Source organism: Caballeronia sp. SEWSISQ10-4 2, assembly GCF_030464885.1.
In the GTDB taxonomy this organism is placed as follows: Bacteria; Pseudomonadota; Gammaproteobacteria; order Burkholderiales; family Burkholderiaceae; genus Caballeronia.
The window spans coordinates 25,281-40,027 of record NZ_JALPRJ010000013.1; the positions used below are offsets into that span (position 1 = coordinate 25,281).

General features: G+C 61.2%; 15 protein-coding genes. 9 read left to right on the forward strand and 6 right to left on the reverse strand.

Annotated features, from left to right (window positions below):
• Positions 1-72 precede the first annotated feature (72 nt).
• Complete coding sequence (locus M0D69_RS11245) at positions 73-297, reverse strand: hypothetical protein (protein ID WP_301782103.1); 225 nt, start codon at positions 295-297, stop codon at positions 73-75.
• A gap of 911 nt (positions 298-1,208) precedes the next feature.
• Between M0D69_RS11245 and M0D69_RS11250 the strand changes: the two genes are divergently transcribed.
• Positions 1,209-1,346, forward strand: coding sequence for a hypothetical protein (locus M0D69_RS11250; protein ID WP_160312534.1), 138 nt, complete (start codon positions 1,209-1,211; stop codon positions 1,344-1,346).
• Between the two features lie 95 nt (positions 1,347-1,441).
• Here the strand turns inward: M0D69_RS11250 and M0D69_RS11255 are convergent, their stop codons facing one another.
• Entirely contained in the window at positions 1,442-2,068 is a 627-nt protein-coding gene (locus M0D69_RS11255) for a LysE family translocator (protein ID WP_122175728.1), read from the reverse strand.
• A 528-nt stretch (positions 2,069-2,596) separates the two neighbouring features.
• On the opposite strand from M0D69_RS11255, the gene sap1 reads away from it, so the two are divergent.
• Both sap1 and M0D69_RS11265 read left to right on the forward strand, forming a co-directional pair.
• Positions 2,597-2,941 (forward strand): surface attachment protein Sap1, encoded by a 345-nt coding sequence (gene sap1 / locus M0D69_RS11260; RefSeq protein WP_301782104.1) that lies wholly within the window; start codon positions 2,597-2,599, stop codon positions 2,939-2,941.
• A gap of 370 nt (positions 2,942-3,311) precedes the next feature.
• Positions 3,312-3,863, forward strand: coding sequence for a YaeQ family protein (locus M0D69_RS11265; protein WP_301782105.1), 552 nt, complete (start codon positions 3,312-3,314; stop codon positions 3,861-3,863).
• Positions 3,864-3,869: 6 nt separating this feature from the next.
• Here the strand turns inward: M0D69_RS11265 and M0D69_RS11270 are convergent, their stop codons facing one another.
• On the reverse strand, positions 3,870-4,277 hold the full coding sequence (locus M0D69_RS11270; protein ID WP_301782106.1) for a VOC family protein: 408 nt from the start codon (positions 4,275-4,277) through the stop codon (positions 3,870-3,872).
• A gap of 391 nt (positions 4,278-4,668) precedes the next feature.
• Between M0D69_RS11270 and ada the strand changes: the two genes are divergently transcribed.
• The 6 genes from ada (at position 4,669) to M0D69_RS11300 (ending at position 12,069) form a co-directional block, all read left to right on the forward strand.
• On the forward strand, positions 4,669-5,778 hold the full coding sequence (gene ada / locus M0D69_RS11275; RefSeq protein WP_301782107.1) for a bifunctional DNA-binding transcriptional regulator/O6-methylguanine-DNA methyltransferase Ada: 1,110 nt from the start codon (positions 4,669-4,671) through the stop codon (positions 5,776-5,778).
• Positions 5,779-5,863: 85 nt separating this feature from the next.
• Positions 5,864-6,778 (forward strand): DNA-3-methyladenine glycosylase, encoded by a 915-nt coding sequence (locus M0D69_RS11280; protein WP_301782108.1) that lies wholly within the window; start codon positions 5,864-5,866, stop codon positions 6,776-6,778.
• Positions 6,779-7,008: 230 nt separating this feature from the next.
• The gene (gene gshA / locus M0D69_RS11285; protein WP_301782109.1) at positions 7,009-8,628 is read left to right on the forward strand and encodes a glutamate--cysteine ligase; all 1,620 of its coding nucleotides are present in this window, start codon (positions 7,009-7,011) and stop codon (positions 8,626-8,628) included.
• Positions 8,629-8,927: 299 nt separating this feature from the next.
• Positions 8,928-9,461: a hypothetical protein gene (locus M0D69_RS11290; RefSeq protein ID WP_301782182.1), complete on the forward strand. Its 534-nt coding sequence runs from the start codon at positions 8,928-8,930 to the stop codon at positions 9,459-9,461.
• Positions 9,462-10,025: 564 nt separating this feature from the next.
• Positions 10,026-10,283, forward strand: a complete 258-nt coding sequence (locus M0D69_RS11295; protein ID WP_301782110.1) for a hypothetical protein — start codon at positions 10,026-10,028, stop codon at positions 10,281-10,283.
• A 229-nt stretch (positions 10,284-10,512) separates the two neighbouring features.
• A complete protein-coding gene (locus tag M0D69_RS11300) occupies positions 10,513-12,069 on the forward strand; it encodes an efflux transporter outer membrane subunit (RefSeq protein ID WP_301782111.1) in 1,557 nt (518 codons plus the stop codon).
• 83 nt (positions 12,070-12,152) lie between these two features.
• On the opposite strand, the gene M0D69_RS11305 is transcribed toward M0D69_RS11300, so the two are convergent.
• From M0D69_RS11305 to gspL, 3 genes are read right to left on the reverse strand one after another with little or no spacing between them, the layout of a single operon-like run.
• Positions 12,153-12,941, reverse strand: coding sequence for a type II secretion system protein N (locus M0D69_RS11305; RefSeq protein WP_301782112.1), 789 nt, complete (start codon positions 12,939-12,941; stop codon positions 12,153-12,155).
• Positions 12,938-13,441: a type II secretion system protein M gene (gspM, locus tag M0D69_RS11310; protein ID WP_301782113.1), complete on the reverse strand. Its 504-nt coding sequence runs from the start codon at positions 13,439-13,441 to the stop codon at positions 12,938-12,940. Before gspM ends, M0D69_RS11305 begins: the two co-directional genes overlap by 4 nt.
• Positions 13,438-14,739 carry a type II secretion system protein GspL gene (gene gspL / locus M0D69_RS11315; protein ID WP_301782114.1) on the reverse strand — a complete coding sequence of 434 codons (1,302 nt, stop codon included), beginning with the start codon at positions 14,737-14,739 and terminating at the stop codon, positions 13,438-13,440. The genes gspM and gspL overlap by 4 nt, the downstream gene beginning before the upstream one ends.
• Positions 14,740-14,747 lie beyond the last annotated feature (8 nt).

Sequence of the window (14,747 nt, forward strand, 5' to 3'; positions counted from 1 at the left end):
CGAATTCGCCACAGCGTGGAAAGCCAAGAAGACGGACGCGTCGCGGGCACACATGATCGAAATACTCCGGCGTCACGCGACACTCAGATCGTGCTCGGAATCAAAGCGATCGAGAATGGCGAGAAGCGCATCGACCTGGTTCAACTGAGCTTTTGACAAATGGTTTAACCGCATAATCTCGACCAACCGCCGACGCCAATACGGTGGCGTTAAAAGCGGGTTGGCGTAATTCTCGTTACACGATTGCAGCACTGCGGCCCGGATATGTTCGATATCCGTATCGAGTAGAGTCGGCATGCAAGCCTCCCGCGTCTGCGTCAATGCTTTTATTATCCTATGGTAATACAAAAGTGCAATCTATTTCGCTTCCGAGTGATAGCGACCTAAATTTTCCTGGAAGCGATAACCCCTTCGCCGCTCAAATCCGTAATCGCTTTCAAACACGTCAATATCTCGCGGGCGATATTTACCGATTTCAAAGGCCGCGAGCATTTCTGTTCGATGCCGATTTGCCGTTCGGCGCAGCATCGAGCAGATTAGATCGGACTTAGGCTGGATCGGTAGCATCCAGACACCGGAGAGGGTTGATTCGATGGGGGCCCAGCCTGGGTCCTCGCCGGGCCGGACATCAATTTCTTACCCTTACCAGGTTCCAGGCGCTCTATCCGAACCGCTTGGCGGCAACATGTAACAACAAAACGCAGGATAACTGCTGGTAATTTTTTGCAACGTAATCGCCGTTACTCTCTAGCCGATAATTGAGCATCCGTACTGCCTGTTCACGTAGGAGCCTTAGTCGTGCAAGAAATAGCCCCCGCATTAACCGAGCAATCCGCGACTGCATTGCTGCGTCAAATCGAACCTGTTCTCGCGTACGTAATTCGTTGCGCGTACACGGAACAGGTGCCGTTCATCAGCGAAGACGTGATTCAGCTACGACAAAAAATACGCGGATTAATGACGGTTGCACCAGGATCGTCATCGTCTGAGCTTTGAGAGTAAAAACGCGTGCAGCGGTCAGTCGGCAATATCGATATGCGAATATCCCCATCCGGGAAAGGCTGCGTGGCGAAAGTATCGCTTGGCGGAATCGGTGAGCAATACCTGCATCGTCCTGCTATCAAGCAGTCCGCATCAGGGTAACGCTGAAAAAGATTGGTCGCTCCTTGATGTACGATTCCAGAAGAGGAACCGCGCAGGAGCCCAAAATGGCGAATCCGAAGGATCTCGACGACGAGCGGGCAACTCGCTGCCGCAGACAGATAGCTTTGGCCACCATCGCTGCCGTGATCATTATTGCCGGGTTGTGGCGAACCGCCGCGTGGCTAGGATGGCTTGGTTCGTGAATCTTGCATCCTGTGCAACGCGCGTCATGGCGCCGCTTAAGCGACCTGAGTCAACGTCAGGCCGCTAACACCAGGCGCGCCGCTCATCCCAAGCCCTACACCGCCTTTTTCCACGCTGCCGCGAACACGCCCGCGCCCATCAACAGCGCGCCACCAGTCCGATTCACCGTCCGCTGCACAGCCGGCCGGCGAATCGCACGACGCGCGACCGATGCGAGCATCGCGTATCCAAACGCATTAGCCGCAGCCAGGCCGACGAACGTCGCCTCCATGATCGCAATCTGCGAAATGCTCGCGACATGCGGATTAATGAACTGCGGCAGGAAAGCGATAAAGAAAATGATGCTCTTCGGGTTCAGCGTGGTCACTGCGTACGCATGAGCGACTATCCGCCCTGTGCGCAACTCGGTGGGGGCTTGGACGGCGTCGGTATCCATCACCGGTGCACGCCACAACTTGATGCCCAGGTAGACGAGATATGCCGCGCCCACCCATTTCAACACCATGAACAATTCCGCCGATGCCGCGAGCAATACGCCGAGCCCGAGCATGGAGGCGGTCATCGACGTGAGGTCGCCCAACGCAACGCCAGCGGTTGTCGCGAGCGCATATTTGCGGCCGTGGCCGAGCGCGTACGAGACGACCAGCAACACGGTCGGCCCAGGAATGGCAACGAGGATGGCGGAGGCGATCGCGAATGGCAGCCATTGAGTGAGGGTCATGAGAGCTCCTGTGGGAAGCGTCGATTAATCCACGAAGATGCGCTTCTGACAAGACATCGCGTAAAAAACGATGGAAACCAAGCGCGTAGGCACCGCCACGGAAGAGCGGCCGCGCATACCAGGTATCTGACTCAGAATGACTTTGTCTGCTGAACTGCGTTTATGTATCCGGTTTCTGCGTTCGGCACAAATTCTGCTTAGAATTAAGTCGGCTTTGCCCAGCGATCAGGCCCGGCAATCTCAATGTCTCCTCCCTCATTCGTGAGGTTGAATGCCCGGTTCCGGCGAACCGGGCATCTTTTATTGCCTTTTTGGTTTGCGCTGCATCATTCGTGATTTTTATTAGCATGCCGTACGGTTAAAGCCGCTTAATGCAAAAAATCCATCTGCGACAATCTGTCTTGTTGCGAACGCACACAAGTTGTGCTTGCCTATTGCAAATTCTCGTTTAGGATAAACGCTGCAGATTAATAACTAGTCACTGAATACATAGCTAAATCCCGAGAAATAGTTGCATGGAGGCTATAGATGAAAAAGCGCGCCATTGCTGGTTTCGCGATGATCGGCTTATTCGCCGCGATCACCACGGTTCATGCCCAGGACAAGGTGATCCAACCGCAGCAAACGTTCAGTTTCATGCCTAATTCGTACGGCTGTTTATCGAAGGACAAATTCGATTCCGCCGATCAGCACGCCCAAGCTGGCGAGCAGCAGAAAATGCAAGAGTTCTTCACTGGGTTTCAATGTCTGTCCACACCGGAAAACGCTCATTTCCGCGTACTGCGTGTTGTCGGACACGATGTCGAATTTGTGAATGCCGCGAACAGCGATACACAAGGTATGTGGACCGCCGACCGATTTATTAAGCAGTGAATTAATCACGCACGAATCAGGGTTTCAACGGATAACGGCGGTGCAAAAACCGCCGGCTATCTGATCGCTTGATTATCTCGCGGCGAGATTTATTCACGCCCGCCGCGTCGGTTTCACGTTTCGCGCAGGACCATCCTGCGCCCTCGCCCATTGAGGCTTAAGCCCGCATTCGGGCCGCCATCGCTCCGACGGTTTCCAGCCAACCACACCCTCCATCAAGCTATTCCCCGCAACGAACGAACGCGTTCGGTATCATCACGCGTCGAACGTCGTCGAATGTGATTGGGAACGCGTCAGCGCGCAGCGGTCCCGCGTGAACATCCGTCAAGATTCCCCTTTTCCGGCCTCTCAAAAGGCCTTCCGGTGTTGCATGGCCCTTAAATCCACAATCTACAAAGCAGAGCTGCAAATCGCCGACATGGATCGGCACTACTACGGCGACCACGCGCTGACGATCGCCCGGCATCCGTCCGAAACCGACGACCGGATGATGGTGCGTGTCGCTGCGTTCGCATTATTCGCAAGCGAACGCCTCGAATTCACCAAGGGCCTGTCCGACACCGACGAGCCCGATCTCTGGCAAAAGGACCTGACCGGACAAATCGAAACATGGATTGAAGTCGGCCAGCCCGAGGAACGGCGCATCGCGAAGGCGAGCGGACGCGCGGACCGGGTGATCGTGATCGCCTATGGCGGCCGGGCGTCGGAGATCTGGTGGCAGGGCGTCAAAGCGAAGGTCGAACGGATGCAAAACGTGACCGTATGGTCGCTCACGGACGGCGTGGCCGCGGCGCTCGGCGCGTTGGCCGAACGGACGATGCGGCTTCAATGCACGGTGCAGGACGGCGAGGCGTCGCTGGGTAGCGCGAGCGTCGATCCGGTCGCTATCGACTGGACCGTTTTCAAGGGGGCCCCGCGCTGATGCCGCTCAGGCGTCCGGCGGGCCTTTCAGTTCAATGAGATTGCCTTCCGGATCGAAGAAATAGAGCGACGGGCCGAAACCTTCGGCGCCGTATCGACGGGCCTCTTCCCCCAGACGCACGCCGTTCTCAAGCAGATGTGCGCGCAACGCGGCGGAATCGAACGGTTCCACGCGCAGGCACACGTGATCCATGTTATTTCCCGCGCCCGGCGTGCCGCTTTCCGGCCGGTCGATCTTCGCGCCCACTGCCAGCAGATCGATCAGCGAGCGTCCAGCGCGCATCTGCACGAGCCCAAGCTCGCGCTGCTCCTTCTCGACCGGGCAGCTCAGCACCGTCTTATAAAAATCGACCATGGCATCAAGATTCGCGCAGCGAATCACGACGTGATCGATCTCGCGGATGGATATTTGCATCGCGTGTCTCCGGTTTTTTTGCGCAATGGCGGCCAGTAAATCCGCGCAAAAGTCCAGTTTAGAGTTTAGCGTGTGTTGCGAAACAGCCCCCCCACAAAGGGCTGCAAACCCTATGGACGAAAAAAAGCCCGCTCGTTGCGGAGCGGGCTGAATCCATATCAGGAGGAGACATGGAGGAGACAGTTCCGATATTACACAGTGGATTGATACGTTGCAACAGTTATCGTAGTAAAAACCCCTATGGTGGTGATGTGTCGCATCTGTGCGTCATTTGTCGATGCGTTCACACGCCCGTAATCCAAGGATCGAAATGACAGAGCAAGAACCGGCGCGTACCAATAGACGTGCACCTCTAAAGTAGTCACGTACCCTTCGCAAACCGAGGATTGTGATGAAACCCGAACAAACCACCGCCGCTTTTTCCAACGATGAAACCCGTTGGAACGCCGTGTCCGGCCGCGATTCGAGCGCCGACGGTGCATTCTTCTACGCTGTTCGCACAACAGGCGTGTTTTGCCGCCCATCGTGTGCGTCGCGGCCGCCGCGCCGTGAAAACGTCGAATTCTTCGATACCCCGCAACAAGCCGAATCCGCCGGATATCGGGCATGCAAGCGGTGTCAGCCGGGCAGTTTGTCGCGTGAGCTGGCTATCGTCGAACGGGCGTGCAAGGTGCTCGATGCCGATCCGCAACAGCGCCTCACCCTCGCGCAATTGAGCAACGCCGTGCATGTCAGCCCGTTTCATTTGCAACGGCTGTTTTCGCGTGTTGTCGGCGTGTCGCCGCGGCAATATCAGGCCGCTCGCCGTGCCGATGCGTTGCGTGGCGCGCTTCAACGTGGCGATGACGTGACGCGCGCCACCCACGACGCCGGCTTCGGCTCGACATCGCGGATGTATGACGCCGCGCCCGCCGAACTGGGGATGACGCCGTCGATTTATCGACGCAAGGGAGCGGGGTTGATCGTGCATTACGCGACAGCGCAGACGGCACTCGGAATCGTGCTGGTCGCCGCGACCGCCAAGGGCATCTGCAAGATCGCTTTCGGCGATGACCCGGCCGCGCTCGAAGCGGACCTGGCGCAGGAGTTGTCGGAGGCTGAACGGATCGAGGACAAGGGGCGGCTCGCGCCGTTTATCGCGCAGATCGATGCCTATTTGCGCGGCAAGCGCGAGCACTTCGACCTGCCGCTCGATATCAGCGCAACGGCATTCCAGCAGCGCGTCTGGGACGCGTTGCGGCGAATTCCGTATGGCCAGACGCGCAGTTATACCGATATCGCCGAGACGCTCGGTTCGCCGCGCGCGGTGCGGGCGGTGGCAAATGCGTGTGCGTCGAATCCGGTGGCGCTCGCTATTCCGTGTCATCGCGTGGTGCATAAGGATGGCGCGCTGGCGGGGTATCGGTGGGGAACTGCGCGCAAGGTCGCGTTGTTATCGGCGGAAAAAGAGCATCGGGAAGAGGCGCCGCACGAGGCCGTCGATGCGGGGGTTCTGAGTTGATGCGGCTAGTTCGGCATCGAGGTGAAGTGAACCGCTACGATGCCGATTAGCATCCCGATCCCGTCTGCTTTCGAACTCGCCTAAATTGCCCCAAGCCAAACTCACCCGCCTCGAACTGCCCTACGTCGAACCCTACGATTGGCCCCGCGTCCTGCGATTTTTCGCGGGGCGCGCGACGCTCGGCGTCGAAGCGGTGGAGGATGGTGCGTATCGTCGCGCAATCGAATGGCTCGGCGATTCCGGCACGCTCAGCGTGACGCGGCACGCGAGCAAACCTTGTCTCGTCGCCATGCTGGAAGGCGCGGCGAGCCGCCACGCGAAAGCGATCGGCGAACATCTGACGCGCATGTTCGATCTTCAGGCCGACGCGCCCGCCATCGCCGCTCATCTCGGTCGCGATCCGTGGTTCGCGCCGCTCACACGCGCCGTGCCGGGTCTGCGCGTACCCGGCGCATGGTCCGGCTTCGAGCTGGTCGTGCGCGCGATAGTCGGCCAGCAGGTCAGCGTGAAAGCGGCATCGACGATAGTAGGAAGACTCGTGGAACGCGCCGGCACGCCGCTCACCGATCACCCGCATCCCGGCACGGCCTGGCGTTTCCCCACGCCCGCCGCGCTGGCCGCAGTCGATCTGGAGAAAATCGGCATGCCGGGCAAACGCGTGGCTGCGTTGCAGGGTTTCGCGCGTGAAGTCGCGGCGGGCGCGCTGCCACTCGACGATCCGCACGCCGATCGCGCCGAACTGCGGGCCGCGTTGCTGGCGATGCCGGGTATCGGACCATGGACGGTGGAATACGTCGCGATGCGTGCATTACGCGATGCCGATGCGTGGCCCGGCACCGACCTGATCCTGATGCAGGCGCTGGTAGCGCGCGATCCGTCGATGGCGAAAGCAGCGGCGTTGCGCGCCCGCGCCGAGGCGTGGCGGCCGTATCGGGCGTACGCCGCGCTGCACGTGTGGAACGAGATCGCGGATCGGGCGGGATCGGCGAAAGGCGGGTGACGTCAAGCGTCCCTCGCACCGACGCTTATGCAGCCGAACTGCAAACCCCGCATCGCCCATCGGAAAACCCCTACTGCCTGAAGGCCCGTCCAAACACACCGGAAATTCGCGCAAACCCTTATCCGGCAAGGCTTCAAGCACGTCTTACACTGAGATGTTAAAGTGCCCGCTACCTAAAAAAATCTGGTTCGGCGCATTCGGTTCGGCGCCCAATCGCAAACGTCGCGGCAATGGCAAATACGAATTTCGCATCCCCCTCCAGCGACGCTTTCCTGCGTCGCCTATCTGCGCTGACCTCCGGCCCGAATGGCGCTGCGTTGCGTCAGGGGCTGCGTGGCATCGAGAAAGAGAGCTTGCGCGTGACGCGCGACGGCGCGCTCGCCACCACGCCGCATCCGCGCGCATTCGGCTCGGCGCTCACGCATCCGCTCATCACCACGGACTACTCCGAAGCGCTGATCGAACTGATTACGCCCGCGGAGCACGACGTCGCGCGCACGCTTGAACAACTCGACGATCTGCATCGCTTCTCCTACGCCCATCTCGGCGATGAACTGCTCTGGAACGACTCCATGCCCGGCATGCTTCCCGCCGATCAGGACATCCCGATCGGCTGGTATGGCACATCGAATATCGGCATGTTGAAGCATGTCTACCGGCGCGGTTTGTCGCTGCGATACGGCCGCACCATGCAGTGCATCGCCGGGATTCATTACAACTATTCGCTGCACGAGAACGTGTGGCGCGCGTGGGCCGCGCTCGATAACCGCAGCGCCGTGCCAGTCGTCGATTTCCAGTCCGAACGATATTTCGCGCTGATCCGGAATTTCCGCCGGACGAGCTGGCTGCTGATGTATTTGTTCGGCGCATCGCCGGCGCTCAACGAGCAGTTCCTGCGCGGCCGCCCGAACACGCTCGAGACCTTCGACGCCACCACGCGTTATCTACCGTACGCCACCAGCCTGCGGATGAGCGATCTCGGCTACACGAACAATCCGGCGCAATCGGCGCTACTGCCGAGCTACGACACGCTCGACGGTTACCTCGACGTGCTCGCGAAAGCAGTCAGCGAGCCGTATCCGGCGTACGAAGCCATGGGCACGCAGCGCGACGGCGAATGGATCCAGATCAACACGAACGTCCTGCAGATCGAGAACGAGTTCTACTCGACCATCCGGCCGAAGCGCGTCACGCAGCCCGGCGAGCGGCCGCTGCATGCGTTGTCGTCGCGTGGCGTGCAGTACATCGAAGTGCGTTGCCTCGATATCGACCCGTTCGAGCCGACCGGAATCTCGCTGGAAACCACGCGTTTCATGGACGCGTACTTGCTGTATTGCGCGATCGAAGACAGCCCGCTGTTGCCGCGTGCGGCGAACGAAGAAGCCAATGAAAACTTCGCGCGCATCACGAAGGAAGGGCGCAAGCCGGGCCTGACGCTGGCGCGCGACGGTCGTGAAGTCTCCATGCACGGCTGGGCCGATTCGTTGTTCGACGCCATTGAACCGGTGGCGCAAGCGCTCGACGCGCTGCATGGTATCGATGAACACATGAGCGCCCTGCAGGCGCAACGCGCACGGCTGGCCGATGTCTCGCTGACACCGTCCGCACGCGTACTCGACACCATGCGCGAGCGGCATCAAAGCTTCAACGCATTCGCGCTGGAACTCAGCGCGCAGCACGCCGATTACTTCCGTCGTCGCCCGCTCAGCGCGGAAGCCGAGCGCGAAATGAAGGCGTTTGCGGCAAAGTCGCTGGACGATCAGGCAAGAATCGAACGCGATGAATCGGGCTCCTTCGATGCATTCGTCGGCGCGTATCGCGCTTATACGTTGAACCGCATCAGCGTGTGAAGTGTGATCCGACAGGGCGTCAGCTCTCACGCTGACGTTCTGCCAAACCAGCAGCTTTTTCCTCGCCGCATCGCATCAGCAGCGGCAACCCTTACTTGTTTTGCAACAGTGCGCAACGCAGGGAAACGCTCGTGCGCGTGTCGGGTCTGAAATTAGCGACGCATCAGCTAAGCCGATCCGATGGACGACTGGCCGGATACTGGCCGGATCTGACTGGCCGGTTCGGACACACATCAAAGAGGGGAAGAAAAATGAGAAAAAACCTGCTGAAAAGCACGGGTTTCGCCACGGCGACGGCGATGAGTACGATTGTGGCCGTCATCGCCTTGCTGGCAGGCTGTTCGACCACCGGCCAGATCGCCGGCGAGACCATGGAGCAGGCCACGGCGCCGCTCACGTGCACGAACAAGGCCGAATGTGACGCCTGGTGGGCGCGTGCTCAGGTCTGGGTGATCAACCACTCCGAATACAAGCTGCAGACCGTCACCGACTCGATCATCCAGACCGACGGCCCGTCCGGCGGCAAACGCGCGCTTGCGTATCAGATTACGAAGACCCCGAGCAACGAAGGCACGGCGACGATCGGTTTTGCCGCCCATTGCGACAACATGCTGGGCTGCGAGCCGAATCCGTGGAAAGCCGGCGCGGACTTCAAGCAGTTCGTGCGCGGCCGGCCTTCGCAGGTTGGCGCGGCGGCATCCAGCAACACATTGCCGCCGGTTTCTCCTGCCCCAGTGTCCAAACCGATACCGCCAGCCATGCCGGTTCAACCTATGCCGCCGACGCTCCAGAATCAGCCAGGTCAGTCAGGCCAGAGCTTGACGCCGGAATAAGTTTCCCGGATTGCAGAGGGTAGAAGGCCGCGTTTTCGTCCGGAAACGCGGCCCTTGTTGTCATGTACCGCAAAACGCGCAAACGGCCGGCAATGGCGAAAATGTGGCGGCTACATACTATTTAGTGCATCGACAGGCTCCGCACTATCGGCGCGACGGCTAAAACACTTGCATAGGCATTGTTTTATTCCAGCGGAACAATGGCTGCAAGCTGTAGCCAACTCCCTTTGCCACCTAGCGAAAAGCGGCCACGAAGCGCGCAAAGGACGCCTAATACTTATCCACGGCACCGCCGATCAAAATGCGAAAAGCATCCGCCGCGAAAGACCCAAAGTGAAAACAACGCGCCTGATCCGCCAGACGACGAAAGTCCACGCACCCGGCCCCCGCTCCATCACGACCTAAAAACAACACCGCGAAAATTTGGTAAAGAACGCTTCTTGAAAAACGATTGCATAGTCAATATTATTCTAAGCAACGAGTTACGCGCGAGTGCGCCACCCGAGACCATGTTCTGACCGACTGAAAGCATCGAAACATTCGATGCGTAAATGGATTTACCCGATGAACCGCGCTGCCCAAACCACCCGCCTTTTCGGCCGACGCTTCGGCCACTCAGTAGCTTCCGCCTTACTGCACGTCCTGCCGCCGAATTTGAGCTCGTGGAAGCTGGCGCTGTACGTCATCGTGTTCTTGCTGCCGGGTGGATCGTTTGTCGTGCTGGGCGCCGCATGGTTCGAAAACCGGCGCACGCGCAAACCCGCCGATCCCGCGCCCGCCAAGACCCCGCTGCTCTGTTCTCCGAAACACTGCGACGCCTGAAACTCGCGCCGCCATTCATGGCGCTACGTTTTCGCATCGCCTGAGCTCCGCGTAACGACCCGTAACCGAATCCCCGCGGCGAGTAACACTCAGCTTCCTTTCAAGCCGTTACCCTAACGCCTGCCCAACGCCCGCCCTTCATGCGGGTTCAGTTACCATTTCGGACCGGTTGCAAGAGGTGCTCCACGGCGCTTCCACGTGCGCAATCTCCGACAGGAATCCAGAGCAGATGCCGTTCACCCGAATCCCCGTCTTTCCTCGCAAATCCGCTATCGTCCTCGTGCTGGCGCTGGCGGGTTGCGCCGTTGGTCCGAACTACAAACGCCCCGAGGCCGCCATTCCCGCGGCGTACAAAGAGGCGCCGGAAGGCTGGAAAGTCGCGCAACCCGCAGACCAGGTGGATCGTGGAAACTGGTGGACCATATATAACGACCCACAGCTGAACGACCTCGAAACGCGGCTGAATGCGTCGAATCAGACCGTCGCTCAGTTTGCCGCGGTGTACCGGCAAGCGCGGGCGCTGGTCTCCGAAGCACGCGCGTCATATTTCCCCACGCTGGGAATAACGGGGACGGGCACGCGGTCGGGTTCCTCCAGCCGTACAGGTACCAGTAGCGGCTCAGTAGGCAATAACTTCGACCTTTCCCTCAATGCATCGTGGGAACCGGATTTGTGGGGCTCGGTCAGCCGGACGGTCGGCGCGCAAAAGGCCGGCGAACAAAGTGCGGCTGCGGATCTCGCCAACGCGCGGCTATCGGCCCAGGGAACGCTTGCGCAGACTTACTTCCAGTTGCGCTCGCTGGACGCGCAGCAAAGGCTCCTTGACGATACCGTCGCCGCCTATCAGCGCACGCTGCAACTTACGAAGAATCAGTACGCCCAGGGCACGGCCGCGCGCTCGGACGTGATCCAGGCGCAAACGCAATTGCTGTCGGCGCAAGCGTCGGCTATCGATAACGGCGTCGCGCGCGCGCAATTCGAACACGCCATCGCCGCGCTGGTCGGCGAGCCCGCGTCGACGTTCTCCATCGCTTCTTCGCCGCTCGACGCCACGCCGCCCGAGGTTGCGCTGGAAATGCCGTCAGCCATCCTCGAACGACGGCCTGACGTCGCTTCCGCCGAGCGCAAGGCGGCGGCGGCAAACGAACAGATCGGCGTGACGATCGCTGCGTTTTTTCCTACGCTGACGTTCTCGGCAAGCGGCGGTTTCCAGAACTCGGTGCTGTCGCAATTGCTGACCGCGCCGTCGCGCTTCTGGACGCTCGGGCCGAGTCTCGCGGCAAATATCTTCGATGGCGGCCTGCGGATCGCGCAGACCGAAGCGGCGCGCGCGGCGTATGACTCGGCGGTGGCAACGTACCGGCAGACCGTGCTGACCGCGTTCCAGGATGTCGAGGACAACCTGGCGTCGCAGAGAATTCTGGCGAACGAGGTCGTGGTCCAGGAGCAGGCGGTGGCGTCGGCGCAGCAGGCGCTGGCCATCGTGACCAATCAATACAAGTCGGGCACGGTCGGATTCATCAATGTGCTCACCGCGCAGGCGACGGCGTTCACCACCGAGCAAAAGCTGGCGAGTATCGCGGGACAGCGGATGGTGTCGTCGGTGGGATTGATCAAGGCGCTCGGCGGCGGCTGGGACACCGCGCAAATCGATCAGGAAACAGGCAGCGCAGCCGCGCCAGTTCCGGCGAGCGGCGTTGTTTTGAAGGGGCCGAGCGCCGCTTTGAATCCCGCGCGGGGTTCATCGACCGTTGCGGCAACGAGCAGCGGCGCAGCGAAAGAATAAAACGCGCCGGACGGGAATGCCTTCGGTGTCTTCGCAACCGTGGGTTTATAAGCAGGTTCACAAGCAGCAGCAGGCCGCCGCGCTCATCGGCCGAAAGTCAGCTCGACCGTATCCGGTCCCGTGTGCCTTCCGAGCAGGTTCAACAATCCCGCCAGATTCTCGCGTGCCTCCGGCGCGGACGTCGCCACGCCGTTGAACGCGCTCGATGTCTGCGATACCGTCCCTTGTCCACTCAGCAGCAACGGCCCACGCGATGTCGTCAGATCGATCGTGCCCGCCTGGCCTTCCGCCTGAAACACCGCGCGATACGACCCCAGCGGCTTCACGCGCGACACGCTTGACGCCATGTCGTCGAGCGTCACAATCACCTGCCCATACGTGTTGTGCCCGAGCATGCGCAATTCGGTCCATGTCAGCCGCACATTGCCATCCATGTTCAGCGTGTTGAACGGCGCGCCCAGACCCGTCAGCAGGCTCGCCGGCACGGCGATCGTGCCCGGCGAGACCGTCGAACCGGACAGACCGGCATCGACGAAAACAGCGTCGGGCATCGAATCCGTCTGGCGCATCTCCATCCGTACGCGGCCCTTGAACAATGGCCAGAATGCCGTGCGCCACTCGACCCGTCCCGGCAACAGTGTCGCGCCATCGGCACCGCCCGCACCGGCACCGGTCGCCAGCATCAGCGTGGCCGAGCCTTTCCAGAGCGAACCGGCCGGATCGACAAGATTCACGTGACCGCTCGTCGCCTTCGCGAATTGCGGCACGATCCACGCGGCGGGCAGCATGACAGCGAGGGTGACGACCACCGATACCACCGCCACCGCGAGCCATGGCCAGGCCGCGAGAAACCGGCGCATGCCGTAGTTCATTGCGCCTGGGCCGGTTGCAGCGATGCCGTCAGATCAACCTGGCCGTCGGGTTTGAGCGCCGTGATGTGCGCCTCGCTCACCTGCACCTTGAACTGCTTCCTGACGTCGTCGAGCCACACCGTCCACGCCGGGAACGACGCGTTCTTCAACTGGATCTGCACGGCCGAGCCGACCACCTGGACTTGCGCGGGAGGCATGTTGTTATCGGCGAGAGACTTCGCCAGCGCATCACGCAACGCGCCGCCGGTCGGCGTGACGCCCTGCCCGCCGCCTGCCAGCGATCGCGCCTCGTTGGCTTGCGCGGTCATCTGCGCGAGCTGGCGCTGCATGGCGGGCAGCGTGCTGCGCAGCCGGGCACGGCCTTCATATGCGGGCGCCCACAGCACCAGATACACCAGCGCGATCGCTGCCACCAGGCAGCCCCACATCAGGATGGTTTTTTCACGCTGGGTACGCGCGTTCCAGAACTCGCCCCAAGTGTCGATGATGACCTGTTTCATTGGGCGCTCCTGATGGACCACTTGCCGGTATTGCTGTCGATAGCGCCCGCCAGCCCGTTCGCCGCCAGACGTCGCTGCAAGCCAGGATCCACTCGGGTTTCCGGCTTGAAAGTCACCTCGAGCCGCCTGTCGTGGTAGTCCAGCCCCGCGATGGCGTTCACCGGAATCGGGCCGAGCGCACGGGCGAGGGCATCGGCGAGAGAGAGGAAGTCGGATGGCGACAGTTGTCCCGAAACCAGCCGCAAGCGATCGAGCTGACGCGACATCTGGTCGGGGGCATCGAGCACGACCGTGGTTTTCGGGAACGTGTTGAGGAGCGTTTCGGTCATCTGCGCGTTGATCGCGTCGCGTTGCCGGGCGAGCTGCATCCACTGGATGTTGATACCGATCATCGATACCGCCAGCGCCCCAACCACCAGCGCCACCGGCACTCTCAAGCGCCGCATGGTCGCGCGGTCGAGCCGCCACGGCTGCGCGGCGAACTCGAACTGGCACAAGTCGAAGCGATTCGCGAGCGCGTTGCGTGCGAGGGTTTCGAACGTCAGCGGCTGCGCATCGGCAATGGCAGGCCGTGCCGAGGCCAGATGCGGCTCGGCACCGGGGACATCGCGGAGGGCGTATAGCGTGATCGGCTGTGCGCCGGCCAGCGCGCTGAGCGTGGACGTCACGGCATCGGCGGGAATCGCAAGGCCTTCGCCCAGCGCCGCGTGCTCGCCGCGCGCAATCGCAATCTCGACACGCGCCGTGGCGCTCTCCGGCGGCCTGAGCGTATCGCCGCCCAGCAGCACCGGCGCGGTCGCGATCACGTTGCCCAGCATACCGGCGACAAACGGATCGGGGATATCGGCGGCGCTTTCATGCCGCGGCAGGCAGCGCATGGCCGGCACCGCCTTCACGTTCCGATGCCCCTTGTTCGCAAACGCCTCGAGCACAAAGCGGAACCAGCCGCGATCGATCACCGCCAGTACACGCCGGCCGCTCGCGAGCGCGACCGGGTCAACGGCGATATGACAGGTCTGCGGGTCCTGGATCAACTGGTCCTCGACCACGTTGGGCAAGGCCTGGCGCAAGCGCGGCCCTTTCAGCGGCGGCATCTGCGCGGCGGTCAGCAACAGGTCGCGCGCGGCGACGATCAGCACCGTCGCGCTCGCACGCGGCAGCAGCGCGAGCGCGGCACGACCGGCGCGCTGCGTGACGTTGCGCTTGTCGAGCAGCAGAAACGGCAGCTCCGGCAAATTCCACTCTTCGGAGCGCACCGCCGGATCGCGCGGCGGCAGTAGGACGATCAATGTGCTCAAAGGCCGCT